At 66.9% G+C, this 24,594-nt stretch carries 27 protein-coding genes; 20 read left to right on the forward strand and 7 right to left on the reverse strand.

Going from position 1 to position 24,594, the window contains the following annotated elements:
- Nucleotides 1-87 precede the first annotated feature (87 nt).
- Complete coding sequence (locus ACWF4Z_RS01195; protein WP_452240882.1) at nucleotides 88-1,020, forward strand: hypothetical protein; 933 nt, start codon at nucleotides 88-90, stop codon at nucleotides 1,018-1,020.
- Nucleotides 1,021-1,044: 24 nt separating this feature from the next.
- Nucleotides 1,045-4,143 carry a hypothetical protein gene (locus ACWF4Z_RS01200; protein ID WP_452240883.1) on the forward strand — a complete coding sequence of 1,033 codons (3,099 nt, stop codon included), beginning with the start codon at nucleotides 1,045-1,047 and terminating at the stop codon, nucleotides 4,141-4,143.
- Nucleotides 4,144-4,217: 74 nt separating this feature from the next.
- Here ACWF4Z_RS01200 and ypfJ read toward each other — a convergent pair whose 3' ends face one another.
- Nucleotides 4,218-5,120, reverse strand: coding sequence for a KPN_02809 family neutral zinc metallopeptidase (gene ypfJ / locus ACWF4Z_RS01205; protein WP_452240884.1), 903 nt, complete (start codon nucleotides 5,118-5,120; stop codon nucleotides 4,218-4,220).
- 147 nt (nucleotides 5,121-5,267) lie between these two features.
- On the opposite strand from ypfJ, the gene abc-f reads away from it, so the two are divergent.
- Nucleotides 5,268-6,866 (forward strand): ribosomal protection-like ABC-F family protein, encoded by a 1,599-nt coding sequence (abc-f, locus tag ACWF4Z_RS01210; RefSeq protein WP_452240885.1) that lies wholly within the window; start codon nucleotides 5,268-5,270, stop codon nucleotides 6,864-6,866.
- Here abc-f and ACWF4Z_RS01215 read toward each other — a convergent pair.
- Nucleotides 6,863-8,401: a beta-N-acetylhexosaminidase gene (locus ACWF4Z_RS01215; RefSeq protein WP_452240886.1), complete on the reverse strand. Its 1,539-nt coding sequence runs from the start codon at nucleotides 8,399-8,401 to the stop codon at nucleotides 6,863-6,865. The genes abc-f and ACWF4Z_RS01215 overlap by 4 nt on opposite strands.
- A gap of 189 nt (nucleotides 8,402-8,590) precedes the next feature.
- Between ACWF4Z_RS01215 and ACWF4Z_RS01220 the strand changes: the two genes are divergently transcribed.
- From ACWF4Z_RS01220 to ACWF4Z_RS01245, 6 genes are read left to right on the forward strand one after another with little or no spacing between them, the layout of a single operon-like run.
- A complete protein-coding gene (locus ACWF4Z_RS01220) occupies nucleotides 8,591-10,546 on the forward strand; it encodes an ABC transporter substrate-binding protein (protein WP_452240887.1) in 1,956 nt (651 codons plus the stop codon).
- A 3-nt stretch (nucleotides 10,547-10,549) separates the two neighbouring features.
- Nucleotides 10,550-11,542: an ABC transporter permease gene (locus tag ACWF4Z_RS01225; RefSeq protein ID WP_452240888.1), complete on the forward strand. Its 993-nt coding sequence runs from the start codon at nucleotides 10,550-10,552 to the stop codon at nucleotides 11,540-11,542.
- Entirely contained in the window at nucleotides 11,543-12,616 is a 1,074-nt protein-coding gene (locus ACWF4Z_RS01230; protein WP_452240889.1) for an ABC transporter permease, read from the forward strand.
- Entirely contained in the window at nucleotides 12,606-13,625 is a 1,020-nt protein-coding gene (locus ACWF4Z_RS01235; RefSeq protein WP_452240890.1) for an ABC transporter ATP-binding protein, read from the forward strand. The genes ACWF4Z_RS01230 and ACWF4Z_RS01235 overlap by 11 nt, the downstream gene beginning before the upstream one ends.
- The gene (locus ACWF4Z_RS01240; RefSeq protein WP_452240891.1) at nucleotides 13,622-14,632 is read left to right on the forward strand and encodes an ABC transporter ATP-binding protein; all 1,011 of its coding nucleotides are present in this window, start codon (nucleotides 13,622-13,624) and stop codon (nucleotides 14,630-14,632) included. The genes ACWF4Z_RS01235 and ACWF4Z_RS01240 overlap by 4 nt, the downstream gene beginning before the upstream one ends.
- A gap of 25 nt (nucleotides 14,633-14,657) precedes the next feature.
- Nucleotides 14,658-15,422 (forward strand): enoyl-CoA hydratase/isomerase family protein, encoded by a 765-nt coding sequence (locus ACWF4Z_RS01245; RefSeq protein WP_452240892.1) that lies wholly within the window; start codon nucleotides 14,658-14,660, stop codon nucleotides 15,420-15,422.
- 4 nt (nucleotides 15,423-15,426) lie between these two features.
- On the opposite strand, the gene ACWF4Z_RS01250 is transcribed toward ACWF4Z_RS01245, so the two are convergent.
- Genes ACWF4Z_RS01250 through ACWF4Z_RS01260 form a run of 3 tightly spaced genes read right to left on the reverse strand, consistent with a single transcriptional unit; the run spans nucleotide 15,427 to nucleotide 16,670 of the window.
- Complete coding sequence (locus tag ACWF4Z_RS01250) at nucleotides 15,427-15,873, reverse strand: SRPBCC family protein (protein WP_452240893.1); 447 nt, start codon at nucleotides 15,871-15,873, stop codon at nucleotides 15,427-15,429.
- 21 nt (nucleotides 15,874-15,894) lie between these two features.
- Nucleotides 15,895-16,227, reverse strand: coding sequence for an ArsR/SmtB family transcription factor (locus tag ACWF4Z_RS01255; RefSeq protein WP_452240894.1), 333 nt, complete (start codon nucleotides 16,225-16,227; stop codon nucleotides 15,895-15,897).
- Nucleotides 16,224-16,670 carry an SRPBCC family protein gene (locus ACWF4Z_RS01260; protein ID WP_452240895.1) on the reverse strand — a complete coding sequence of 149 codons (447 nt, stop codon included), beginning with the start codon at nucleotides 16,668-16,670 and terminating at the stop codon, nucleotides 16,224-16,226. Before ACWF4Z_RS01260 ends, ACWF4Z_RS01255 begins: the two co-directional genes overlap by 4 nt.
- 124 nt (nucleotides 16,671-16,794) lie before the next feature.
- On the opposite strand from ACWF4Z_RS01260, the gene ACWF4Z_RS01265 reads away from it, so the two are divergent.
- Together ACWF4Z_RS01265 and ACWF4Z_RS01270 are read left to right on the forward strand one after the other, a co-directional pair.
- Complete coding sequence (locus ACWF4Z_RS01265; RefSeq protein ID WP_452240896.1) at nucleotides 16,795-18,681, forward strand: ABC transporter ATP-binding protein; 1,887 nt, start codon at nucleotides 16,795-16,797, stop codon at nucleotides 18,679-18,681.
- Nucleotides 18,682-18,710: 29 nt separating this feature from the next.
- Entirely contained in the window at nucleotides 18,711-18,887 is a 177-nt protein-coding gene (locus ACWF4Z_RS01270; RefSeq protein WP_452240897.1) for a hypothetical protein, read from the forward strand.
- Here ACWF4Z_RS01270 and ACWF4Z_RS01275 read toward each other — a convergent pair.
- Entirely contained in the window at nucleotides 18,873-19,379 is a 507-nt protein-coding gene (locus tag ACWF4Z_RS01275; RefSeq protein WP_452240898.1) for a hypothetical protein, read from the reverse strand. The genes ACWF4Z_RS01270 and ACWF4Z_RS01275 overlap by 15 nt on opposite strands.
- A gap of 232 nt (nucleotides 19,380-19,611) precedes the next feature.
- Nucleotides 19,612-20,688 carry an ATP-dependent DNA ligase gene (locus ACWF4Z_RS01280; protein ID WP_452240899.1) on the reverse strand — a complete coding sequence of 359 codons (1,077 nt, stop codon included), beginning with the start codon at nucleotides 20,686-20,688 and terminating at the stop codon, nucleotides 19,612-19,614.
- Nucleotides 20,689-20,774: 86 nt separating this feature from the next.
- On the opposite strand from ACWF4Z_RS01280, the gene ACWF4Z_RS01285 reads away from it, so the two are divergent.
- The 9 genes from ACWF4Z_RS01285 (at nucleotide 20,775) to ACWF4Z_RS01325 (ending at nucleotide 24,554) form a co-directional block, all read left to right on the forward strand.
- Complete coding sequence (locus ACWF4Z_RS01285; protein WP_452240900.1) at nucleotides 20,775-21,497, forward strand: hypothetical protein; 723 nt, start codon at nucleotides 20,775-20,777, stop codon at nucleotides 21,495-21,497.
- Between the two features lie 70 nt (nucleotides 21,498-21,567).
- Nucleotides 21,568-22,119, forward strand: coding sequence for an FHA domain-containing protein (locus tag ACWF4Z_RS01290; protein ID WP_452240901.1), 552 nt, complete (start codon nucleotides 21,568-21,570; stop codon nucleotides 22,117-22,119).
- A gap of 41 nt (nucleotides 22,120-22,160) precedes the next feature.
- The gene (locus ACWF4Z_RS01295; RefSeq protein WP_452240902.1) at nucleotides 22,161-22,490 is read left to right on the forward strand and encodes a hypothetical protein; all 330 of its coding nucleotides are present in this window, start codon (nucleotides 22,161-22,163) and stop codon (nucleotides 22,488-22,490) included.
- Entirely contained in the window at nucleotides 22,487-22,822 is a 336-nt protein-coding gene (locus tag ACWF4Z_RS01300; protein WP_452240903.1) for a YnfA family protein, read from the forward strand. The genes ACWF4Z_RS01295 and ACWF4Z_RS01300 overlap by 4 nt, the downstream gene beginning before the upstream one ends.
- 170 nt (nucleotides 22,823-22,992) lie before the next feature.
- A complete protein-coding gene (locus ACWF4Z_RS01305) occupies nucleotides 22,993-23,328 on the forward strand; it encodes a hypothetical protein (RefSeq protein ID WP_452240904.1) in 336 nt (111 codons plus the stop codon).
- On the forward strand, nucleotides 23,325-23,621 hold the full coding sequence (locus ACWF4Z_RS01310; protein WP_452240905.1) for a hypothetical protein: 297 nt from the start codon (nucleotides 23,325-23,327) through the stop codon (nucleotides 23,619-23,621). The genes ACWF4Z_RS01305 and ACWF4Z_RS01310 overlap by 4 nt, the downstream gene beginning before the upstream one ends.
- On the forward strand, nucleotides 23,621-23,962 hold the full coding sequence (locus ACWF4Z_RS01315; protein ID WP_452240906.1) for a hypothetical protein: 342 nt from the start codon (nucleotides 23,621-23,623) through the stop codon (nucleotides 23,960-23,962). The genes ACWF4Z_RS01310 and ACWF4Z_RS01315 overlap by 1 nt, the downstream gene beginning before the upstream one ends.
- The gene (locus ACWF4Z_RS01320) at nucleotides 23,956-24,219 is read left to right on the forward strand and encodes a hypothetical protein (protein WP_452240907.1); all 264 of its coding nucleotides are present in this window, start codon (nucleotides 23,956-23,958) and stop codon (nucleotides 24,217-24,219) included. The genes ACWF4Z_RS01315 and ACWF4Z_RS01320 overlap by 7 nt, the downstream gene beginning before the upstream one ends.
- Nucleotides 24,220-24,371: 152 nt before the next feature.
- A complete protein-coding gene (locus ACWF4Z_RS01325; protein WP_452240908.1) occupies nucleotides 24,372-24,554 on the forward strand; it encodes a hypothetical protein in 183 nt (60 codons plus the stop codon).
- Nucleotides 24,555-24,594 lie beyond the last annotated feature (40 nt).

The raw sequence follows: 24,594 nt of genomic DNA on the forward strand, positions 1-24,594 counted from the left end.
TTCCGAATAGGTGACGGGCCACTGGGCAACGGGCATGATGCACCTGGTCGAAGATAACCTGCGGGTAGACAAGTCTGGGGAGTGAGGATGCACAACCGAGTGGGACGTGGACTGCTCGTGCTGAGCGCCGTACTCGCACTGCTGATGGCCGGACCTGCCGCCACAGCGTCTGCGGACACCATCCAGACCGGTAATTCGGTCTGCAGCATGTACGTGAACTCGATCGGTTTCGGCGCGTACTGCAGCTCTGGCAGCCCGTATCTTGGTGAGGGACCGCCCCCGCCGAGCTGGCGAATGAGACTTGCAGGCAGACCGTTCGTTCCCTGCCGTGACTTTGAGATCCCACTGGGAGTCCACCTGCCACCGGCGCCCGAGGGGAAGACCTGGTCGCTGCGGATCACGATCACGGACTACGACCTGGACACTTACAACGGTGGCGAGAACGCTCACCTCGAACGTGCCTACGTACCGGTGGACGCGGCCGATCGGGCCCAGTGTCCGTTCCCGCCGTACATGGTCCAGTTCTGGTGGCCGTTCAAGAGCACTTACCCAGCGCCGGCGCTCCAGATCATGCCTACCTATACGCCGCGCGTGAACGTACCGGCGTTCTTCACGCTGACGCCGGAGAGCGCGCAGGCAGTCAATGAGGACGGTCCGCAGAGCGGGTACTACAGCCCGGACCACAACCTGACCATGCGCGGCATAGTCATCCACATGAAAGTCGATCCCGGCGACGGGACCGCTCCGTTCGTATGCCCGGGAGGCGTGACCCCGATAGACGATCCCGATGGTTACGACCAGTCGCAGGATCCAGAGCACCAGATCAACACGTGCAAGCACACGTACAAGAAGTCCAGCGCGACGCAGCCGGACGGGATGTACACCGTCAAGCTGACCATCACCTGGGAGGTCTCGTACTGGATCGGACGGGACCTGGGTGAGTGGCACTCGATCGGGACAGCGAACGTTACGGCGGTGCAGCGGTTGCCGGTGCAGGAAGTTCAGGCCATTGGTGGCTGACGGTGGGGGTATGGAGGAGCAGCGATGGTAAGGACGAATGAACCGGTGCGGGCGGCGCGGTTGCCGCAGCGGCGGTCGGGGAGCCCGGGCGCGGACCGGCTGAAGGGCTTCGTTGCGCTGCTCGCGATCCTGGCGATCGTCGGTGGCGTCCCGTACATCCTGCTGCGTTTCTTCGGTACGCCGTGGCCCGGCACGATGCCGAACCGCGATCTGCTGTTCAGCGAACTGAGCATCCGGACCGTCCTCGGCATCATCGCGTTCTTCATCTGGATCGCCTGGCTGCACTTCGTGATCTGTCTGATCGCCGAGGCGGTCGCCGAGGCCCGCGGTCATGGGCTGTCGCCACGCATTCCGTTCGGCGGTGGGTCGCAGAGCCTGGCCCGCCGGCTGATCGGCACCGTCGTACTGATCGCCGCCGGAGCCGGTGTCAGCCTTCCCGTCGCCAGCGCGGTCACGACCAACCCGGTGATGCCGGTTTCGGTGTCGGTGGCGCAGGGCGGCGATCAGAGCACCCGGGACCAGTTCCGTCAGACCGAGGCCCGCAGCAGTGTCCTGAGCGGCAACCAGACCAAGCCGACGACGACGCACACCGGTGTCCGGACCAACAGCGACGAGACGGGCACGGTGATCAAGTACACCGAGGTCCGTCCGCCGGCAGGCCGGAATTATGACTGCCTGTGGGACATCGCCGAGCGGTACCTGGGTGAGGGCCGTCGGTACAAGGAGATCTACGACCTCAACAAGAACAAGCTGCAGCCGGACGGTCGCCGGCTCACGAACCCCGACCTGATCCTGCCGGGCTGGCAGGTCCGGCTGCCGCAGGACGCCAAGGGTCCGGGCGTGCACACGGTCCGCGTCAAGATCGACGACCACAGCACCGGGACGAAGCTCACGACCGGCACCACCACCACGGGTACGAAGACCACGAACGGCACCAAGACTACGAACGGCACCAAGACGACGACCGGCGGCACGACGACCACCGAGTCGGGCACCAAGACGCACACGGGGTCCAAGCCCACGGTCGGAGGCAAGACGACGACCGGGCCGACGGGGTCTCACACGACGACGCAGGGTCCGAGCCGCTGGTCCGAGCAGGGCGTCGAGGCCGGTTCGTCCGTCGTCATCGGCAGCGTGAAGGGCGACCCGGGCGCGAAGAACATCAAGCCGACCGAGCCAGGCGTCACGGTCAACCCGCACGGCCCCGGTACGGCGGTGTCCGAGCCGGGCGACCCCGCAGCCGGCGGCACCAAGGTTCCCGTGGCTGCACCTGTCGCGGCCGACGATGGCTTCAGCCTGAGGGACGCCGGGATCTACGGCTTCGGCGCGACGCTGCTCGCGGCCGGCCTGGCGCTGGCGCTGAAGCGGCGCCGCGGCTGGGCGCTCGGCCCGGGTCCGAAGGCGGCCAGCCACCGGCAGACCGAGATCGGTCTGCGGTTGGCCTCCGACATCCCGACCGCCCAGTTCGTCGACAACTCGTTGCGCAAGCTCGGTGCCGACATGACACAGATCGAGCGGCCGATGCCGCGGGTCGTCGCCGCCCTGGTGACGGACCGCGCGCTGACCCTCGTGCTCGACCCGTACGAGGCGCAGTCCCCGCCGCCGGCCCCGTGGCAGGCGATTGCCGAGGGCACCCGGTGGACACTTCGCCGCGCGTACGGCCCGACGAGTGACGTCAACGCGCCCGCGCCGTACCCGACGCTGGTGACGATCGGTCAGAACGCCGATGGTGCGACCGTGCTGGTCGACCTCGACACCGCGAACGGCATCGTCAGCTTCGGGGGCATGAACACCCAGTCCCGCGATGTGGTCGGTTCGCTCGCGGTCGAGCTCGCGACGAACCAGTGGTCCGAGGGTGCGCACGTCAGCATGGTCGGGTTCGGTGACGACCTGTCGACGCTGTCGCCGAAACGGCTGAGCTACTGGGTCCGTCTCGACGACGCGATCGCGCAGGTGGCTCGTCGTACCGATGCTCAGGTTCAGGCCTGTGCGCGGCGGAACGTCACCTCGGTCGCCGACGCGCGGATGGCCTATCCGGACGCGGCGTTGTGGGGGGCGGAGATCATCTTCGTGTCCGCCCCGCCGTCACCGGAGGAGCAGGACCAGCTGAACCGGCTGGCCTCGGACCAGAAGCGCAGCATCGCGGTCGTCGTGGTCGGCGACGTGATCAGCTCGCCGTGGCGGTTCGTGGTCGACGAGAAGAACCAGGCGGTCTGCCGGCTGCTCGGCCTCGAGGTCGATGCCCACAGCATCAATCCGGAGCAGTTCGCCGACCTGGTCGGGCTGTTCGACGCGGCCGAGTCGGATGCGCGGGACAAGCGCAGGGCCGAGCAGGACATGCCGGCGTACGAGTTCTCGACCACCGATCTCACCCGGTCGGCGCCGGTCGAGGTCGATCTGCTCGGGCCGGTCGAGGTGGATGCGCGGGGCGCGATCGACGACGGGCGGATTGCACTGTCGACGGAGATCATCGCGTTCCTGGCGAGCCAGGACTACGGCGTTCACCCGAACGTGCTGGCCGGCTCGATCTGGCCGCGCGGCATCAGCGACGAGCTGCGCGACGCGGCGTTGGAGCACACCCGCCGGTGGGTGGGTGTCGATGCGATGTACTCCGACGAGTCCGGCCGCTGGATGCTGAACCGCAGTGTGGTCCGGGTCGACTGGGACGTGTTCCGCACGCTGGCCAAGCAGGCCACGATGATGGACGACCCGCGCGGTCCGCTGTCGACGGCGCTCAGCCTGGTCCACGGCCCGGCCTGGTCCAACCTGCCGGCCGGTCGCTACTCCTGGCTCGCCGCCTCGGGTATCGAGCGGAAGATGGTCGAGGCGGTGGTCGACGCCGCGCTGCGCCTGGCAGAGGCCTCTCTCAACCACAACGACGGCAACCTGGCCCGCACTGCCCTCCAGACCGGCCTCAGCTTCTCGCCGGCCTCGGAGGACCTCTGGCGAGCCACCCTCCGCCTGGCCTCGCACTTCGGCACCACGGCCGACGTCAACAACGTCGCCGGCCAGATGTACGCCGCCCTGGCCAAGCACGGCGCCCCCCGAGGCGCCGAACCAGAAACCGACGCCCTGGTCGACGACCTCCTCCCGGGCTACCACCGCCCGGCCGCAGTCGCCTGACGAACACAGAACACGGAACCGCCCTGTGCCTTGAGCACAGGGCGGTTCTGTTTGACGTCCGTCGAGACTGAGGCTCAGAGTGGGTTGGCGGACCAGGTGTCGCAGGCGGTGAGGTCGCCGGAGTCCATGCCGCGTTTGAACCAGCTCATGCGTTGGTCGGCGGTGCCGTGGGTGAAGGACTCGGGGGTGACCTGGCCTTGGGTTTTGGACTGGATGCGGTCGTCGCCGACGGCTGCGGCTGCGTCGAGGCCGCGGGCGATGTCGTCTTCGGAGAGCTCGGTGATGAGTGGCTTGCCGCTCTTGTCGGGGACCGTGGTGGCGTGGTTGGTCCAGACACCGGCCAGGCAGTCGGCCTGCAGCTCGGAGCGGACCGAGTCCGACGACGGGCCCTGGCGGGTCTTGATGCGGTCCAGGTAGCCGTACAGGTTCTGGATGTGGTGACCGTATTCGTGGGCGATCACATAGGCCTCGGCGAAGTCCCCACCGCGAGCGCCCAGATCCGTCTGCAGCGTCTTGAAGAACCCGAGCTCCAGGTACACCTTGTGGTCCGGCGGGCAGTAGAACGGGCCGACCGCGCTGGTCGCAGGCCCGCAGCCGGTGTTCACCGAGCCGTCGAAGACCCGCATCGGCGCCGAGGTGTACTTCTTGCCACGCCGGGGGAGCTCAGCGGCCCAGAAGCTCTGGATCGAGTTCTGGTAGAAGACGAACCGGCAGTCCGAGTTCGACTGCAGGTCCGAGCCCTTCTTGCAGGAGTCCAGGTTCCCGGCTGCGGTGTTGCGGACGGCCGGATCCTCTCCGCCGCTCCCGCCGGGCAGACCGCCGTTCAGCAGCAGGATGACGACGAGCAGGATGATGCCGCCGATGCCACCGCCGACCGGGATCACCCCGCCGGGCAGGCCACCGCCGCCGCCACCACCGCTACCACGAGTGTCCTCGACACCGCTGGTGTCGAGATCCGCGTCCGGGTTGAATTTCACGCCACCTACACTAGTACCGAGGGCGGGGTATTTCGGCGTGCCGTGACACTGCGCCGTAACAGTACGCAGCCACGGCACCGACACCGCGTGCCCGACGCCCTCCGATCCGCTTGATCCCCCTGAGCTTAAGGACACCTGCGAACCCCGATGATCACTGTCTCCAATCTCGAGGTCCGCGTCGGTGCCCGTCAGTTGCTCGCACCCGCCTCGTTCCGGGTCGGCCCGGGCGACAAGGTGGGGCTGGTCGGGCGCAACGGCGCCGGCAAGACGACCCTGACCAAGATCCTGGCCGGTGAGGGCCTCCCGGCGTCCGGCTCCGTCAACACCTCCGGCCAGATCGGCTATCTCCCGCAGGACCCGCGCACCGGCGACCTCGAGATACTCGCGCGGGACCGGATCCTGTCCGCGCGCGGTCTGGACGACGTCGTACGGCGGATGCGCAGTGCGGAGAAGGCCATGGCGGCGGCTGACGAGAAGACTCGCGCAAAGGGCATGCGGCGGTACGAGCGCGCCGAGGCCGACCTGCACGCCGCCGGTGGGTATGCCGCTGAGGCCGAAGCGGCCCGGATCGCGGCGAACCTGGGCTTGCCGGACCGCGTCCTCGGCCAGCCGCTGGGCACGCTGTCGGGTGGTCAGCGCCGCCGGGTCGAGCTGGCCCGCATCCTGTTCGCGCAGGCCGAGATGCTGCTGCTGGACGAGCCGACCAACCACCTGGATGCCGACTCGATCGTCTGGCTGCGCGACTTCCTCAAGTCGTACTCCGGTGGCGTGATCATGATCAGCCACGACGTGAACCTGCTCGAGGAGACCGTCACCCGCGTCTTCCACCTGGATGCGAACCGGGCCGAGATCGACATCTACAACGTCGGCTGGAAGGCCTACCTGACTCAGCGCGAGACCGACGAACGGCGGCGTAAGCGCGAGCGGGCGAACGCCGAGAAGAAGGCGACCCAGCTCGTCGACCAGGCGAACAAGATGCGCGCCAAGGCGACCAAGGCGACGGCGGCGCAGCAGATGCTCCGGCGGGCCGAGCAGTTGATGTCGTCGCTCGAGGACACCCGCAAGTCGGATCGCGTCGCGAAGATCGCGTTCCCGACTCCGGCGCCCTGCGGCAAGACGCCGTTGATGGCCCGCGAACTGTCGAAGTCGTACGGTTCGCTGGAGATCTTCACCGACGTGGATCTCGCGATCGACAAGGGCTCGCGCGTCGTCGTTCTCGGACTGAACGGCGCCGGCAAGACCACGCTGCTGCGCGTGCTGTCCGGGATCGAGAAGTCGGACACGGGCGAGGTGATCGACGGACACGGCCTCAAGCTCGGGTACTACGCGCAGGAGCACGAGACCCTCGACGTCAACCGGACCGTGATCGAGAACATGAAGTCCGCTGCACCGGATCTGAACGAGACACAGGCCCGTAGCGTGCTCGGCTCGTTCCTGTTTACCGGCGACGACGCCGACAAGCCGGCGCGAGTGCTGTCGGGTGGCGAGAAGACCCGGCTCGCGCTGGCCACGCTCGTCGTGTCGGCCGCCAACGTCCTGCTCCTCGACGAGCCGACCAACAACCTGGACCCGGCGTCGCGCGCGGAGGTGCTGAACGCGATCCGTTCGTACACCGGGGCCATCGTCCTCGTCACCCACGACGAGGGCGCGGTCGAAGCGCTCGAGCCAGAGCGCGTCCTGTTGCTCCCGGATGGCGTCGAAGACCTGTGGACGCAGGACTACGCCGACCTGGTGTCTTTGGCCTAGTCCAGCCGTTTCAGTCTGCCGGTACCACCGGCCTGCCATGGATGCGGCCCGTCCAGCGGGCGGTAGCCGACTCCGAGCGCGTCGAGGCGATCCAGGTGCGGCCGCAGCCGCTCGAGGAACTCCGGGTACGAGCGGTTCCGGTCCGCGCGCCAAGCGGTCTCCGCGAACGCGCAGATCCGGGGAAACGCCATGTACTCGACGCGTTCCGGTGTCGGCATGTACTCGGTCCACAGCTCGCATTGCGTGCCGAGGACCCGAGCGGCTTCCTCGGTCGACAGCTCGGCCGGCACGGGCTCATGGCCGAGGATCACCTCGACCGTATTCGGACCGCCCATCGCCACCGGCTCGTCCGGGCTGTCCGACTGGTAGTAGTCGAGGTACGTCGACGTGTGCGGTGCCATCACCGTGTCCCGGCCGGCGCGAGCCGCCGCGATCCCGCCGACGGTGTCGCGCCAGGACATCACCACGGCCCCCGGCGTCAGGTCGGTGGGGTCGATGTCGTGCCAGCACACCATCCGACGACCGCGGTCGGCCAGCCAGCGGTCGACGTTCCCCATGAACCATGCCTGCAGTTGGACCGGCTGGGTCAGACCGAGTTCGCGCATCTTCGCCTGCGCGCGGGAATCGCGGAGCCAGGGTTCCGGTGGGACCTCGTCACCGCCGATGTGGACGAACTCGCTCGGGAAGATCTCGAGCACCTCCTCGAGCACCCCGAAGACGAACTCGAACGTGGTGTCCTCGACGTTCACGGTGGCCTGCCCGGGTGGCGTCGAATCGTTGCCCTGAGCATCCGGATCGGTACTGAGGACCGGATAGGCGTTGATCGCGGCCAGCGAGTGGGCCGGCATCTCGATCTCCGGTACGACGGTCACGAACCGGCGAGCGGCGTACGCGACGATCTCGGCAAGGTCGGCCTTGGTGTAGAAGCCACCGTGCGGGGTGCCGTCACCTGCCTCCACCCGGTACATCTTGGTCTCCTGGCGCCACCCACCGACCTCGGTCAGCCGCGGATAGCGGTCTGACTGGAACCGCCAGCCTTCGTCGTCGGTCAGGTGCAGTTGCAGCACGTTCAGCTTGTGGAACGCGAGGAGGTCGATCAGCTTGAAAACAAAGGTCTTCGGCAGGAAATGTCGTGCGACATCGAGCATGCACCCGCGCCAGCCGAAGGTCGGAGCGTCCTCGATCAGACCGGTCGGCATCGACCAGACCTGACCGGGGATCCGAGCGCGGCGGCACGCGTCGGCCGGAAGTAGTTGCTTCATCGTCTGAATCGCGTAGAAGGCGCCGGCGTCGGAGCCGGCCTCGATCGTGACGATCGTCGGCTCGACCCGTAATCGGTAGCCCTCGGCAACCAATCCGGAGTCCAGCGCCAGGATCACGTCCGGCCGGTCGTCCACCAGAACCTGTGACCAGACCAGACTCGGGAGCTCCTGGCGGACCAACTGGACCAATTCGGTCGGGCCGGCGATCCGTGGGGTGGCGGGGAGTTCGAACCTTCCGGCAGTGCCGGCGAACCGGTGCGGGAACGGGATCATCCGGCGACCCTAACGCCCTGATCACGGCCCCGGTCAGGGGTGGTTCCCGATCGGGCAGCCTTGGCCAAACCTTCGGGCAAGCGGCGATCAGGGTGAGTGCGCGGACCTAAGGTCGAGACCTCTTGTGCGAGTCGTGTTCGCTCTTCGAGGTCCCCCCAATTTTCTCGAACGCGAAGGAGTGTGGCCGCGGTGGAAATCGATATCCCACGCCGATCGATCCTGACGGCAGGCTTGCTGCTCGGTGGGTCGGCCCTCAGTTCGACACTGACCGGCTGCTCGTTCTTCTCCACCACTCCGGACAACGCCGACAAGGACGGTCAGACCGCGATCAGCGGCGCCAAGGAGTCCCCGATGCTGGCCGCGCTGGTCCAGCAGGGCAAGCTGCCGCCGTTGGCCGAGCGACTCCCGAAGAACCCGGCAGTGGTCCACCCGCTGACCAAGACGGGGGCGTTCGGCGGGACGTTCCGCAAGGCGCATGTCGAGCCGGCCGATGCCTTCCCCATGCGCAGCTACGGCCGGTCGTGCCTGGCGGAGTGGAACCTGGAGACGACCGGGCCGCAGCCCGGGCTGGCCGAATCGTGGGACATCGAGAACGGCGGACGCCGCTATGTCTTCCATCTTCGGCAGGGGGTGAAGTGGTCCGACGGCAAGCCGTTCACGACCGACGACCTGATGTTCGTCTATCAGCACGTCTTCCAGAACAAGATCCTGACACCGGTGCCGTGGGGCTGGTTGTCGCCGAAGGGTAAGCCGGCGGTCTTCGAGCAGATCGACGACCACACGATCGCCTTCTCCTTCGCGGACCCGCACGGCCTGCTGCTGAAGTTCTTCTGCTTCCCGGACCTCGGTCTCGGCCTGATGCTGCCCAAGCACTACCTGAGCCAGTTCCACCCCGACTTCACGAAGGCCGCCGACCTCGCGCAGCAGGCGAAGGCCGGTGGCTACAACAGCTGGAACGACCTGTTCGCCGCGAAGAACGACATCTGGCTGAACCCGGACCGCCCGGTTCTCGGTGCCTGGAAGGTCGCCCGCCCCGCCCGCGCCGGTGGTACGGCGATCGCCGAGCGCAACCCGTACTACTGGAAGGTCGACCCGGACGGCAGGCAACTCCCGTACGTCGACAAGATCAGCTTCTTCTTCGCGCAGCCGGAGACGATTGTGCTCCGCGCGGCGAACGGCGATCTCGATCTCGGCACCATCGCGCTGACGTTCCGGGACATGCCCGTGCTGCTGCGCACTGCCGAGGCCAAGAAGTACAAGGTGTATCGCTGGAAGGACGACGCCGCGCTGCCGGCGATCAGCCTGAACCAGAACCATCCGGACGAGGTGCTCCGCAAACTCTTCGGCGAGCTCGACTTCCGGGCCGCCCTCTCGCACGCGATCAACCGTCCCGAGCTGAACGAGACCCTGTACGTCGGTCAGGGCATCATCCAGCACCCGTGCGGTCAGGCCGAGGACATCTACTTCGAGAAGGGCATGGGTCAGCGCTTCATCGAGTTCGACCTCGCCAAGGCCAATGAGTTGCTCGACGGGCTCGGGCTGACCGAACGCGACGCCCAAGGCTTCCGGCTCCGACCGGACGGCAAGAAGCTCCGGCTCGAGTTGATGATCCAGGATCAGCAGTTGGTCGAGCTCTATCAGTTGATCGTGGGGTACTGGGCCAAGGCGGGCATCGACGCGTTCGCGCATTTGATCGCCGGTGAACTGTGGTGGCAACGGTTGCCGCAGGCAAAGTACGACATCGCGTGCAGCACCACCGAGACGTACATCTGGGACATCGACCCGGGATCCGTCGTACCGGCCGGGCTGAGTGCTTTCTGGGCACCGCTGTACGGGACCTGGTATCAGACGAACGGACAGTCCGGCGTCGAGCCGACCGGTGACATCCGCAAGCTGCAGACGTTGTACGACCAGCTGAAGCAGGAGATCGACGACAAGGCCCGGCTGGAGGTCGGTCGGCAGATCCTGCGGCTGCACGACCAGAACGTCTGGATCCTGGGGACGGTGATGACGCCGGCGCATCCACTGGTGGCGAACGCGGACCTGATCAACATCCGCGAGCACGCGATGGAGAGCTATCACGTGGGCAGCGAGATGGCCACGCTGATGGAGCAGGTCTCGTACCAGGACCCGGCGAAGCACTGACCGATGGGACCGTTCCTTCTGCGCCGGCTGGCGTACATGGTGCTGACGGTGTTCGGCATCTCGGTGGTCTCGTTCGTGATCATCCAGCTGCCGCCCGGCGACTACCTGACCACCCTGGCCGCGAACCTGCAGAAGTCCGGGCAGGGCGCGGATCCGGCCTACCTGGCCGCGTTGCGGGTGCGGTACGGGCTCGACCAGTCGGTGTTCGAGCAGTACGTCAAGTGGATCGGCAACATCGTCCTGCACGGCGACTTCGGGCAGTCGTTCAAGTACGGCCGGCCGGTGTCGGCGCTGCTCGCCGAACGGCTGCCGTGGACCCTCGTGCTCGGGATCTCGACCCTGGTGTTCGGCTGGCTCATCGCCTTGCCCGCCGGGATCTACTCGGCGGTGCGCAAGTACTCGGTCGGCGACTACGTGCTGACCGGACTGGCGTTCCTGGGCATCGCCGTACCAGGCTTCATGGTCGCGCTGACCGTGTCGTACCTGATGTTCCGGTACGCCGGGGTCTCGGTCGGCGGGCTGTTCTCACCCGAATGGGTGGACGCGCCATGGAATCTCGGCAAGGTCCTGGACCTGCTCGCGCATCTGTGGCTGCCGGTGCTGGTTCTCTCGCTGGAGGGCGTGGGCGGCACGATCCGGGTCCTTCGCGCCAACCTGCTCGACGAGCTGCACAAGCCGTACGTCGTGACCGCGCGCAGCCGGGGTTTGTCCGAACGGCGGCTCTTGCTCCGCTACCCGGTCCGGGTCGCGCTCAACCCGTTCATCTCGACGGCCGGTTGGGTGCTGCCGGGCCTGTTCGGCGGCGAGGTCATCGTGGCGCAGGTGCTCGGCCTGCCGAGTACGGGCCCGTTGCTGCTCGGGGCTTTGGAGGCCCAGGACATGTACCTGGCCGGCTCGATCATCCTGATCGTCTCGGTGCTGACGGTGATCGGGACGCTGCTGTCCGACGTACTGCTCGCGCTGGTCGACCCGCGGATCCGGATGGGGATGCTGTAGATGACCGAGGTCTCCTTCGCTTCGCCCCGGCGGCTGATGTGGATGCGCTTCCGCCGGCACCGGCTTGCCGTGGTGTGCCTGGTCGTCATCGGGGTCGCCTACGTCGTTGCCGCGACCTGTGAGTTCTGGGCGCCGGCGACCCAGCAGGCCTACCACTCCACCTACGCGTACGCACCGCCGCAACGTCTCCACCTGAGCTTCGACGGCCTGTATGTCAACGGCTACAAGTCCTCGGCGGACCCCACGACGATGGAACGACGGTTCACGGTGGATCCGGCCGACCGGACCGAACTGCGGTTCTTCGCCAAGGGGGACAAGTACCGGTTGTTCGGCCTGATCCCGTCCGACCGGCACTTCCTGGCGCCGGCCGAGGTGGGCCGTCCGTTCTACCTGTGGGGTGCGGATGCGCAGGGCCGCGACCTGTTCAGCCGCATCCTGTACGGCGCCAGAATCTCCTTGTCCGTAGGGCTTTTCGGCGTGGTCGTCGGACTGGTCCTCGGTGTCCTGCTGGGTGGTCTGTCCGGCTATCTCGGGGGAGCGCCGGACACGATCATCCAGCGGGCGATCGAGTTCATCATGTCGATCCCGACGCTGCCGTTGTGGCTCGGTCTTGCCGCCGCAGTGCCACCCGGCTGGGGCCCCATCAAGACGTACGCCGCAATCACGATCATCCTCTCGTTGATCGGCTGGACCGGTCTCGCCCGGGTGATCCGCGGCAAGTTCCTTGAGTTGCGTACGGAGGACTATGTGCTGGCGGCCGAGTTCGACGGCGCGAGTCGCGGCCGGATCATCGTGCGCTACCTGCTGCCCGGCATGACCAGCTACATCATCACCACCCTCACCCTCGCGATTCCTTCAGTGATCCTCGCGGAGACCGCCTTGTCGTTCCTCGGTCTCGGGTTGGTGCCGCCGGCGGTGTCGTGGGGAGTGCTGCTCAGTGACGCGCAGAACATCCGGGTGCTGGCCAGTGCGCCGTGGCTGCTGCTCCCGGGCGCGGCGGTCGTGGTGACGGTGATGGCGTTCAACTTCTTCGGCGACGGACTGCGTGATGCGGCGGATCCCTATGGCACCTGATCAAGAGCCACTCCTTCGCATCACCGGATTGGCGACACACTTCGAAGGCCCGGAAGGACTGGTCCGGGCGGTCGACGGCGTCGACCTGAGCGTTGAGCGCGGCGAGACGGTGGCGATCGTCGGCGAGTCGGGCTGTGGCAAGTCCGCGACCGCGCGGTCGATCCTGCGACTCGTCCAGCCGCCCGGCCGGATCGTGGCCGGAGAGATCCGCTACACCGGGACTCCGGCTCCGGTGGACATCGCCGCCTTGAATCCCCGCAGCGAGGAGCTCCGGCAGTTGCGTGGTGGCGAGATCGGGATGATCTTCCAGGAACCGATGAGTTCGTTGTCGCCGGTGCACACGATCGGTGCGCAGATCATCGAGAACATCAGGAATCACGAGCCCGTCAGCAAGACCGAGGCCCGCGACCGGGCGATCGACGGTCTGCGCCGGGTCGGCATTCCCCGGCCCGAGCGCCGGGTCGACAGCTATCCGTTCGAGCTCTCCGGTGGGATGCGGCAGCGGGCCATGATCGCGATGGCGCTGGCCTGCGGCCCGAAGCTGCTGATCGCGGACGAGCCGACCACCGCGCTGGACGTCACCACGCAGGCGCAGATCCTCGACCTGCTGCGCGAGTTGCGGGAGCAGCTGCAGATGGCCGTGCTGTTCATCACCCATGACCTCGGGGTGGTCGCGGAGATCGCGGACCGGGTCTCGGTGATGTACCTCGGCACGGTCGTCGAGCAGTGCGACGTCGACGAGTTGTTCCACAGCCCACGGCATCCGTACACCCGGGCGCTGCTCCGATCCGTGCCGGTGATCGGGGCTCGGTCGAAACAGCGGCTCGACACGATCGCCGGGACGGTCCCGAATCCGTACCAGCGGCCGACCGGCTGCCCGTTCCACCCGCGCTGCGACCGGTTCATCCCCGACCGGTGTGACACCGAGGTGCCGCTCGTCCTGTCCAGCCCGGGCGGCGACAGGTCGGTGCGCTGCCATCTCTACGACACCACGGAGGCCTGGGAGTGACGACACTGCTCGAGGTGAGCGGACTGTCCATGCGGTTCCGTTCGACGCGGGGTCTGGTCCGGCGACGCGTGCACACGGTCGATGCCTTGTCCGACGTATCGCTGACCGTGAACCGTGGCGAGACGCTGGGCCTGGTGGGGGAGTCAGGCTGTGGCAAGACCACCCTGGGCCGCTGTGTGCTCCGCGGGTACGAACCGACCGCCGGGAGCATCGTCTATCACCGTCCCGACGGTGATCCGGTGGATCTCGTCAAGCTCGGCCGGGACCAGCTTCGTCCGTACCGGCGGGAGATCCGGACCGTGTTCCAGGACCCGACCTCGTCGCTCAGCCCGCGCATGACCGTCCAGCAGATCGTGGCCGAGCCGCTCAAGATCAATGGGATGGCGTCCGGCACCGAGCTGGTCGACCGGGTGGAGGAGACGCTGCGGCTGGTCGGGCTGCGGCCCGAAGCGATGCGGCGCTACCCGCATGCGTTCTCGGGCGGCGAGCGACAGCGCATCGGGATCGCACGGGCCTTGGTGACCCGGCCGCGGCTGGTTGTCGCGGACGAGGCCGTCTCCGCCCTGGACGTGTCGATCCGCTCCCAGATTCTCAACCTGCTGGAGGATCTGCAGGAACAGCTGGATCTCACCTACCTCTTCATCTCGCACGATCTCTCGGTGATCCAGCACCTGTGTGACCGGGTGGCGGTGATGTACCTCGGTAGGGTCGTCGAGCTCGCCCCGACGGACGAGCTCTTCGCCGCGCCACAGCATCCGTACACCGAGAGTCTGCTGCGCGCCGTACCGCGCCCGGACCCCCGGATCCGTCGCGAATGGGTGCCGCTGGCCGGTGAGGTGCCGGATCCGTCGGAGCCTCCCAGCGGCTGTACGTTTCACCCGCGCTGCCCGTACGCCGAGGATCGCTGTGCTGTGGATCCGCCGGAACTCCGCACGCTCCAGCAGGGGCAGCTCTCGCGCTGTCACTTCGCCGACGAGCTGGAGCTGGCCGGCGTCTCGCTCATTTAAGTTAATCGCGGGTAATGTTCGCCGTATGGACGGACTGCGGCTGACAGTGGAAGGCCCGATCGCGCGGGTAGTGCTGGACCGGCCGGAGGTGCGGAACGCGCAGACGCCGGCGATGTGGAGTGCACTGGCGGAGTTCGGTACGACGTTGCCGTCCGACGTTCGCGTGGTGATCCTGTCCGGGGAAGGGCCGTCGTTCTCGGCCGGCCTCGACACGCGGCTGATCATGGGTGAGAACCCGGGCGGCGAGGAGCCGCTGCTCAGCCTGGGCGCGAAGCCGACCGCTGAGGTGCACGAGCTGATCGCCCGGTTCCAGGCCGGGTTCTCCTGGCTGCGGCGACCCGAGATCATCAGCATCGCCGCCGTCCAAGGACATGCGATCGGCGCCGGCTTTCAGCTCGCGTTGGCCTGCGACCTGCGGGTGGTCACGCCCGACGTGCGGTTCAGCATGCGTGAGGTCGGCCTCGGTCTGGTCCCGGATCTCGGAGGGACCCAGCCGCTCGTGCAGTTGGTCGGCTACTCGCGGGCGCTCGAGCTCTGCGCGACCACGCGCTGGGTGGAGGCCGATGAGGCGAAGGAGCTCGGCCTGGCGAACATCGTCGTACCGGCCGAGGAGCTGGCCGATACGGTCAAGGATTTGAGTGAGGCGTTGCTGACGCCGCTCGTGGGTGCGGTCCGCGAGACCAAGGCGTTGCTGCTTGGTGCCGCGGACCGCTCGTACGAAGAGCAGTTGAAGGCCGAGCGCGAGGCGCAGGAGCGTCGGCTGAAGGAGCTCATCGCGAGTCTGGGCTGAGCGCCTAGTGCCAGTTGCTGATCTGGAGGTCGCGCGGGGCCGGGTCGCCCTGGCCGGTTTCGGCGTACTTCTTCAGGCTCAGCAGGTACGAGCCCCACTTGGTGCTGCAGTGGTACATGAACTCGACCGGCTCCTTCCAGCCCTCGTGCTTGAACAGGACGATCGTGTAGTCGCCGTCGGTGCTGAGGTCGAAGCGGATCTCGGTGCCGATCCACTCGGCCGGACCGTCCACGACCTCCCAGCGGACGAGCTCGCCGGGCTTGATCTCCAGGACCTTCATGTCGAACCCGCCGCCGGCGACGGGGAACTGGAACCGGATCACGCCGCCGACGGACTCGTCGCCGTCGGTGTCGTCGGTCCACCAGCCGGAGAGCCCGGGGACCGTGGTGAGGGCCTTGGTGACGTCCTCGGGGGACGCCGTGATGCCGATGCGGTGCAGGATGTCGACCATTGGAGTGCCTTTCGTTGTGATTCAGGTGTTGTCGCGGGTGCGTTGAATGGTTTCGGCGATGCGCTTGATCCGCTGCAGCCGCCGGTCCCAGGCATCGGTGACGGTGGTGAGCTGCGTGATCGCCTCGGAGAGCTGTGATTCGTCCACGGTGTAGCGGCGTTCGCGACCCGCGGCCTTGGCGTGGACCAGGCCGGCGCGATCGAGAACGGCGAGGTGCTTGGCCACGGCCTGCCGCGTCACCGGGAGTTGTTCGCTGAGGCTGGTGGCGGTGCCGCCGCCGTTCGCGAGGAGCAGATCGAGCATCCGTCGCCGGGTCGGATCACCGACCGCGGACCAGAGCTCGTCGTCGATCACGGCCTCGACACCAGCCGGTCGACGTACGGCGCGATCCGGGGGAGGAAGTAGTCCCAGCCGCTGACGTGATCGTTGTAGACCGCGTCGGACTTGCCGGCTTCGTCGAATCCGGTCTCGGTGAAGCGCAACAGCGTGCCGTCGCCCTTCGGGATCAGGTCGAACGTCACCAGCGCCGAGTTGGCCGGCGTCGCGGCCTCGCCGTCGTAGTCCCAGCGGAACGAGAACCGGCGCGGCGGGTCGGCCTCGAGGACGGTGAGCGCGACGACGTTCTTCTCGTCCTTCCCGTTGAACGTGACGCTGCCGACTGCTCCCGGGGTGGCGTCCACGTCCGCGTCGTCCGGCCACCACTCGCGCAGGTGCTCCGGCGAGCTGACCACCTCGTAGACCACGCCGGGCGTAGCGTCTACCTGGATCTCGCGCTCGATGCTTCTCATCTCATTCATCCCTTTCGCAACCTTTGGTTGCCTATGACAGTAGCTCGGTCCGGCATCATGCGCAACCATTGGTTGCGGGAAGTTCGGGATGACCTCGAGTGTTGTGACGGTTCACGAAGAGAGAGGGGCCTGAATGTCAGGCATGGGGCGTCCCGCCATGGGCGCGATGAACTGGCGGCGGCAGGACTCGTCGGTGACGAGCCAGAAGCTGGCGAAGGGCACGCTGCCGCGGATCGCGAGATTCGCCAAGCCGTATCGCGTGCACATCACGCTGTTCCTGCTGCTCGTGATCGCGTCGGCGTTCCTGGTGATCGCGTCGCCGCTGCTGTTCAAGAAGATCGTCGACGACGGGATCAGCAAGGGCAACGCCGGCCTGGTGACCGCGCTCGCTCTGGTGGTCGCGCTGCTCGCCGTGTTCGACGCCGGGCTCGGTTTGGTGCAGCGCTGGTTCTCCGCGCGCATCGGCGAAGGGCTGATCTACGACCTCCGCACCAAGGTGTTCTCGCACGTCCAGCGGATGCCGGTCGCGTTCTTCACCCGGACGCAGACGGGCGCGCTCGTCTCCCGGCTGAACAACGACGTCATCGGCGCCCAGCAGGCCTTCACCTCCACACTGTCCGGGGTGGTCTCCAACGTCATCAGCCTGATCCTCGTGGTCGGCGCGATGCTCGTGCTGAGCTGGCAGTTGACCGTGGTGGCGATCCTGATGCTGCCGGTCTTCCTGCTTCCCGCCCGTATCCTCGGCCGCCGGCTGGCCGCGATGACCCGCGAGCAGATGAACCTGAACGCCGAGATGTCGACCGGCATGACCGAGCGGTTCAGCGTCGGGGGAGCGCTGCTGGTCACGCTCTTCGGCCGTCCCTCGATCGAGGACCGGGACTTCGGTGAACGCGCCGGCCGCGTTCGCGACCTGGGCATCCGGATCGCGATGCTCGGCCGGGTGTTCTTCACCGCTCTCACCCTGGTCGCCGCGCTGGCGACGGCTCTAGTGTACGGCGTTGGCGGCAACCTCGCGGTCCGCGAGACCCTGACCGTCGGGACGCTGCTCGCGCTGGTCGCACTGTTGGGTCGGCTCTACGGTCCGCTGACCGCGCTGTCGAACATCCGGGTCGACGTGATGACGGCGCTGATCTCGTTCGAGCGGGTCTTCGAGGTCCTCGACCTCGAGCCGATGATCAAGGACGCGCCCGAGGCGAAGGACCTGCCGAAGGGTTCTGCGAGCGTGGAGTTCGAGCACGTCGCGTTCGCCTACCCGACAGCGGAACAGGTGTCGTTGGCGAGCCTCGAGTCGGTCGCGGTCCTCGACAAGCGCGTGTCGGCGCAGGTGCTCGAGGACGTGAGCTTCGTCGTACGGCCCGGCCAGATGGTCGCGCTCGTCGGCCCGTCCGGTGCCGGCAAGACCACGATCACCAACCTCGTCGCGCGTCTGTACGACGTGACCGGTGGCGCGGTGCGGATCGGCGGGCACGACGTCCGGGACGTGACGCTGCAGTCGTTGCACGACACGATCGGGTACGTGACGCAGGACGCGCACATGTTCCACGACTCGATCCGGGCGAACCTGATGTACGCCAAGCCCGAGGCGACCGAGGACGAGATGACCGACGCGTTGAAGGCGGCGCAGATCTGGGCGCTCGTGTCGTCACTGCCGGACGGACTCGACACGGTCGTGGGGGATCGCGGTCACCGGCTGTCCGGCGGCGAACGGCAGCGGCTCGCGATTGCACGGTTGTTGCTGAAGGCACCGCAGATCGTCGTACTCGACGAGGCCACGGCTCACCTGGACTCCGAGTCGGAGGTCGCCGTTCAGCAGGCGCTCGACACAGCGCTCGAAGGGCGGACGTCGCTGGTGATCGCGCACCGGCTCTCGACCGTACGGAACGCCGATCTGATCCTGGTCGTTGACCACGGCAACATCGTCGAGCGCGGCACGCATGAGCAATTGCTCGCCGCCGGTGGCGAGTACGCCGATCTCTATCACACCCAGTTCACCGAATCAGGCACTGCCGCCGGGGTCTGATCGCGTACCGTTGTTCTGGAGGAGGGACCGTGATCAGATTCGGCTTGGTCCTCGCCGCGGGGTACGCGGGGTACAAACTCGCGTATCACTCCGAGGACGGACGACACTACGGTGAGACCGGCGAGCGCGCGGTCCGGCTCACCCTGTCCCTCCTGATCGCAGCCCTCGTCGGCGGCGTCACGTACGCGGCACTACTCTCGCACTGAGCTCGCTTGCGAGTCGTACTCGAGCAGGTGTAGCACCGGTACACCGAGGTGCCGGCGCGCCGAGTTCGTCCAGTCCAGGTGGAAGAACTCCGCCACGACGTGCGGACGGGTCAGAATGATGACTTCCTGTCCCTGCACGTGTTTGACGGTCTCGACCAGTGCGTCGATCGCGCGGTCGTGGGAGATCCCACCCTCGGCGGTTTGACCGAGGTCGCGAAGGCGTTGCACACTGCGCCCGCTGCAACTCTTGGCCTCGCTGTCGATCGCCTGCTGCGCCTCGGCGAGGTCTTCCCGCTGAGTGGCCAGCCCTGGTCCGTAGAGATCCGCGGTACCGAGCGCGCTGATCGAGGCCTCGACCCCGGCCTCCGCGTTGTGGCACGGCACGAGCACGTGATATTTCACCGGCTCAGCCATGTCCTCATGGAGCTCGACGACGCGTTTCGCGTCCGGCTCGGACAGCTCCTGTTCGACGAGCAGTACGACGTCGTACATCGCGCACCTCCGGTTCTTACCAGTCGGTACCCCCATGATGCCTCGCCAACACCCCACCGTCAGCTAGAACGATCCAGTTTCCTCCGGCCGTACGTCCGCAACGCCCGAAGCAGGTCAATCTCCCGGACGGCCTCTTTGAGGGATCGAGCCGTTGCATCAGGCAACAAGTCGAGCTGCCCGGCCACATGCAGCCGCCACCGCGAGTCACGCCGTACGTGCTCGGCGAGGAGTCTCAGCGTTTGGCGCTTGAGAGGACGTCGGCGAGGTCGAACTTCACTGCTTCCTCCAGTTGCTCGTACGTGCAGGACTCGGGCGTGCGGTCCGGGCGCCAACGGACGAACTGGGCCGTGTGGCGGAAGCGGAGGCCTTCCATGTGGTCGTAGCGGACCTCGACGACGAGCTCGGGCCGCAGCGGGGTGAATGAGAGGTCCTTGCCCGCCTGCCAACGGCTGCCCTCGGCGTTGCGCGGCGTACGAACGCCTTCCTCCTGCTTGGCCCACGCCCACGGATGGTCGTCGAACGTGGTCACGAGTGGCTGCATCTCCTCGAACAGCTCCTTGCGCCGCTCAAGCGGGAACGCACCGATCACGCCGACGCTCGCCAACGTCCCGTCCTCGTTGTAGAGCCCGAGCAGCAGCGACCCGATCCGGTCCGGGCCGCTCTTGTGCAGCCGATACCCGGCCACCACGCAGTCCGCCGTACGCTCCGGCTTCACCTTGAACATCGTCCGCTTGTCCGGCACGTAGAGCCCGTCGAGCGGCTTCGCGATCAGCCCGTCCAGACCAGCGCCCTCGAACTGCTCGAACCACCGCCCGGCGGTCGCATGGTCGGTCGTCGCGGGCGTGACATGGATCGGCGCCTTCGCACCGGCGAGCGCGTCGATCAACGCCGTACGACGCTCCGCGAACGGGCGCTCCATGTAATCTTCGTCACCCAGAGCGAGCAGGTCGAACGCGACGAAGCGGGCCGGAGTCTTCTCCGACAGCATGTTCACCCGGCTCGCAGCGGGGTGGATCCGCTGCTGCAGCACCTCGAAATCGAGCCGGTCGCCGGACTCACCGATCACGATGATCTCGCCGTCGACGGCGCAGCGTTCGGGCAGATTCGCCTTCACTGCTTCGACAAGCTCGGGGAAGTACCGGGTCATCGGCTTCTCGTTCCGGCTGCCGATCTCCACCTCGTCGCCGTCGCGGAAGATGATCGACCGGAACCCGTCCCACTTGGGTTCGTAGCTCAGGTTCCCGTGGGGAATCTCCTTCACCGGCTTGGCAAGCATCGGCTTCACCGGCGGCATGACAGGCAGTCGCATCCCGTCATTCTGACCCAACCCCAACTCTTGGGCGACCGGGCGCGTCGCACAAGCAGGAACGAATTGACCAACTCGGGAGGTTGATCATGAAGATCAAGGGTCTTACCAGGGCCGGCGGAATGGCGGCCGCACTCGCGGTCGCTACGCCGTTCGTGCTCGGTGGTTCGGCGGCGCCTGCCGCTGCGGCCTCCACGCAGACGGCGGCCTCGTGCGGGGCTTCCGTCGTACGGCTCGATCCCGGTACTTATGCGGACCGGTTGGTCCGTGCCTGGGGTCGCGGCGACACGAAGACTACGGCCTGTTACGGAACGTCGGCGACCGTCAAGGCGCTGTTCGGGCAGGCGACGCCGGGCGGCATCCACTGGCGCCGGGTCTCGTCTGAAGGCGCGGCCGGGACAATCTATGTGACGTATCACGACGACGCCCGCGGTGGGAATCTCGTCATCGGCGTGACGAACGCCGCGCCGGAGCTTCGCGGTCCGGGTGGCTGGCATGCCGCCCACTCCGTGCAGTTCGTCAACGAGCCGCGCGCCTGGAACGCGGTGCAGTGGTCCGACAACCTGATCCGCGCCTGGGGCCGTGGCGACACCAAGTGGACGTCGTACTACGCGACACCGGCGGCCGTGAAGGCGCTGCGTTCGGTGTCCACCAAGGGCGGCTGGCAGCGGATCGCCTCCGAGGGCGCCGCGGGGACGACGTACGTCACGTACAAGAACCTGAAGACCGGCCACCGCCTGGTCGTCGGGGTTTCGAACCTCGGGCTGTCGCAGGGTGACGCCCACGCCGCGTACCGGATTCAGTACCGCTGACCGTGATTCCCCCGGCCGCCCCCGGGGGTTCGGTGGACAGGTGAACCAGGTCGCACCGACAATTCGAGGTATGACATCGGTGCCGATGGAGGGGACGCGTCCGTCGGACGCCGAGCGGGACCGTGCCCTCGCCGTCCTGCGCGAAGGCGCCGGATCGGGCCGGCTGTCCCACGACACCTTCATCCGCCGGATGAACTTCGTCCTCCGCGCCCAAAGCCGCGGCGAACTCGCCGACGCCGTCCGCGACCTGCCCCGCACCGAACCACGCTTCACGCTGTGGGCCCGCAGTCTCCGCTCGCGGATTACCTCTCATGCTTGGGTCGCTGAGCTCATACGTCGGACTCCAGCCGTTCCGCTACCCGGTCTCGCACTACCGGCACCTGGTACGCCGACCGTCCGCATCGGACGCGGCCCCGGCGCGACCCTACGCATGGCCGACATCTCCGTCTCGCGTTTCCACGCCGAGCTGCGACACGTCGACGACGGCTGGATGCTCCGAGACCTGGGCTCTATGAACGGCACCTGCGTCAACGGCCTCCGCATCACCACCACAGTCCGGGTCCGCCCAGGCGACCGAGTCAGCTTCGGCGCCGTCGAGTACACCCTCATCTCGACCGACTGACCCTTGCATCCCGTACCCAGGTCCAGGTTTACCGTCGACCCATGACCGACGACTGGGTCCCGGAGTCCTGCACCCTCCCGACCGCGGACCGACCGCTGCGAGTCCTTGAGTTCGACCAGCTCTTTGCCGACCACCTCCGCAACGCTGCCCGGGTCGACCCGCAGACCCTAGACCTCACCCTCGACGCCTCGTCCCGCGCTGCGGCGGCCGACCTCATCGCTCGCGAAACCAAGTGCTGCTCGTTCTTCGACTTCACCCTCTCGCCGATTCCCGACCACGTACTTATGCCCAGCCACGTTCTTTTACGGATCAGCGTCCCGCCGACGCAGACCGCCGTACTAGACGCCCTCGCCGATAGTCTCCCGCGGTGACCGTAGTCCGCTCGATCGTCCTCTTCCTCGTCGCTGCCGTCGCCGAGATCGGTGGAGCCTGGCTCATCTGGCAGGGCTGGCGCGAACACCGCGGCCTCCTCTGGATCGCCGCCGGAATAGTTGCCCTAGGCGCCTACGGCTTCGTAGCCACCTTCCAGCCCGACCCCAACTTCGGCCGAATCCTCGCCGCCTACGGAGGTATCTTCGTAGCCGGCTCCCTCACCTGGGGCGTCCTCCTGGACTACTACAAACCAGACCGCTACGACCTCCTAGGAGCAGCTCTCTGCCTAGTAGGCGTAGCCGTCATCATGTACGCCCCTCGCACCCAATAACCCGGGCTCTGGCAACCCCCACCGGCGAGTTCTGCAACAAGCTGCGCGAACGACACCGGGCGCACGTATCGTTGCCGCGAACGGCCCAAATGCCGGGCCGTATCTTGGCGACCTGTGCCGGACCCGGATCTGCCCGATCTGCACCCTCCAAGTATCCCTAGGAGCGCCTTGTGAGTACGGACTTCGCCTTCTGGAAGGCGGCACTCGGAGATCCGGGGGAGATTTTCGACGACCTCGCCGAGGGTGTAGCTGACAGTCTTTCGGACAGCAGCGACGTGGTCCGGTTCCGGGAGGAGCTGCTGCATCGGCTGCCGGACGTCGTAGACGTGCTGGAGCCGGACAAGTTCGACCTCGAGAAGAGCCCGGAGAAGGTACAGAGGTACGTCCTGTTGACGCTTTCGTACCGGCAATTGGACTATCTCGACGAGATCCTGGACCTCGCCAAGGCCCACCGCCTAGTCGGCTTCAGCGGCGTAGCCGGCGAACCAATGTCGTTCGAGGAGTGACGCCGATCCCTGCGGACAAAGCCATCGAGCCGTTTCTGGTACTGGCGGAGGCGACCGCTCAAGGGCGGCTGGCGGCTGGTGAATTCATGCGGTTGTGCTTGCCGTTGTTCAAGCGCGGAACAGAGTCGTTCGAGTCGCGTGAGCGATTCGAGGCAGCGAAGGATCTTTTCTTTGTCGCGGACGACTATTGGGAGAGTCCGGGGGAGAGGCCGGCGGACTTGTTGACGGCTGAGCAGGTGCGGGAGAAGGCCGGGGCCATCGCCGTACGGATACGTGCGTTGCTGGAGGTTTGATGCGGGAAGCCGAATCGTTTGTGTCGCTTGCGGAAGCGGTGGGGGAGGGGCGGCTGTCGGCGCGGGAGTTCAAGGTGTTGTGTCGGCCGCTGTTCAGGAACTCATGGTGTCAATTTCTGGCGCGCGAAGAGTACGTGGCGGCGCGGGACTTGTTCTTCGTGTCGGATGAGTACTGGGATGGCGAAGGAGATCCGCCACCGGATCGACTGACGGCCGACGAGGTCCGCGCCAAGGCCGCGGAGATCGGCGTACGCCTGCGATCGAGAATGAACGAAGACGACGAGCGAATCCGCCTCCAGGAAGAGTCAGAAGCTCCTGATGTGGATGACGACGAATGGTGAAGTCCTTGGAGCCATTCCTCATTCTGGCCGAGGCGGTTGCGGAGAGCCGGCTGACGGCAGGCGAGTTCATGCGACTGTTGTCCCCGGCGGAATACGAGCTGGAGGACAATCCGGGAGACGCAGAGAAGTACGTTCTGCTCACACCGTCGTACGGACGCCTGCGCAACGACTTCGGTAAGGTCCTGGATCTGGCCAAGGCACATGGACTGGTCGGCTACAGCGGCGTGGGCGGCGAGCCCATCGCGTTTGGGGAGTGACGGGCGTGGGGGTTGATGTCGTGCTGGTGGAGGTGAGTCAGCCGGGGACCAATTCGAGGCGACGACGGGTGAGGCAGTTGGATGTTGTGTCGGATCGGGGTGAGGTGTTTGTGCGGATTTGTTCGCGGAGTTCGTTGCCGATGTTGGGGCGGGTGGATCCGTACAGCGATTTGATTCTGACGGCGGTGGAGATGGCGCAGTTCATTGCTGAGGTTGATGAGGAGCTGGCTGCAGCTGACACGAGCTCGGATCGCGAGTTCTTGAAGGACGCCCGACGACTGGCTGAGCGTTGTGCGGCCGGCCCGTCGATGGAACTGCATCTGGTTGGAGACTGAGCACGTGGCAGGCGGCGTGCGAAGGGAAGTGTCCAGGGAA

This window comes from Kribbella sp. NPDC055071 (genome assembly GCF_053608045.1).

Excerpts from the sequence above, each read along its gene's own strand:
- ACWF4Z_RS01260 (WP_452240895.1), bottom strand. The coding sequence starts at position 16,670 with ATGAATGAGATGAGAAGCATCGAGCGCGAGATCCAGGTAGACGCTACG.
- ACWF4Z_RS01295 (WP_452240902.1), top strand. The coding sequence starts at position 22,161 with ATGACCGACGACTGGGTCCCGGAGTCCTGCACCCTCCCGACCGCGGAC.
- ACWF4Z_RS01235 (WP_452240890.1), top strand. The coding sequence starts at position 12,606 with ATGGCACCTGATCAAGAGCCACTCCTTCGCATCACCGGATTGGCGACA.
- ACWF4Z_RS01250 (WP_452240893.1), bottom strand. The coding sequence starts at position 15,873 with ATGGTCGACATCCTGCACCGCATCGGCATCACGGCGTCCCCCGAGGAC.
- ACWF4Z_RS01245 (WP_452240892.1), top strand. The coding sequence starts at position 14,658 with ATGGACGGACTGCGGCTGACAGTGGAAGGCCCGATCGCGCGGGTAGTG.
- ACWF4Z_RS01230 (WP_452240889.1), top strand. The coding sequence starts at position 11,543 with ATGACCGAGGTCTCCTTCGCTTCGCCCCGGCGGCTGATGTGGATGCGC.
- ACWF4Z_RS01195 (WP_452240882.1), top strand. The coding sequence starts at position 88 with ATGCACAACCGAGTGGGACGTGGACTGCTCGTGCTGAGCGCCGTACTC.
- ACWF4Z_RS01320 (WP_452240907.1), top strand. The coding sequence starts at position 23,956 with ATGGTGAAGTCCTTGGAGCCATTCCTCATTCTGGCCGAGGCGGTTGCG.
- ACWF4Z_RS01275 (WP_452240898.1), bottom strand. The coding sequence starts at position 19,379 with ATGTACGACGTCGTACTGCTCGTCGAACAGGAGCTGTCCGAGCCGGAC.
- ACWF4Z_RS01215 (WP_452240886.1), bottom strand. The coding sequence starts at position 8,401 with ATGATCCCGTTCCCGCACCGGTTCGCCGGCACTGCCGGAAGGTTCGAA.
- ACWF4Z_RS01315 (WP_452240906.1), top strand. The coding sequence starts at position 23,621 with ATGCGGGAAGCCGAATCGTTTGTGTCGCTTGCGGAAGCGGTGGGGGAG.
- ACWF4Z_RS01285 (WP_452240900.1), top strand. The coding sequence starts at position 20,775 with ATGAAGATCAAGGGTCTTACCAGGGCCGGCGGAATGGCGGCCGCACTC.
- ACWF4Z_RS01280 (WP_452240899.1), bottom strand. The coding sequence starts at position 20,688 with ATGCGACTGCCTGTCATGCCGCCGGTGAAGCCGATGCTTGCCAAGCCG.
- ACWF4Z_RS01290 (WP_452240901.1), top strand. The coding sequence starts at position 21,568 with ATGACATCGGTGCCGATGGAGGGGACGCGTCCGTCGGACGCCGAGCGG.
- ACWF4Z_RS01265 (WP_452240896.1), top strand. The coding sequence starts at position 16,795 with ATGTCAGGCATGGGGCGTCCCGCCATGGGCGCGATGAACTGGCGGCGG.
- abc-f (WP_452240885.1), top strand. The coding sequence starts at position 5,268 with ATGATCACTGTCTCCAATCTCGAGGTCCGCGTCGGTGCCCGTCAGTTG.
- ACWF4Z_RS01225 (WP_452240888.1), top strand. The coding sequence starts at position 10,550 with ATGGGACCGTTCCTTCTGCGCCGGCTGGCGTACATGGTGCTGACGGTG.
- ACWF4Z_RS01200 (WP_452240883.1), top strand. The coding sequence starts at position 1,045 with ATGGTAAGGACGAATGAACCGGTGCGGGCGGCGCGGTTGCCGCAGCGG.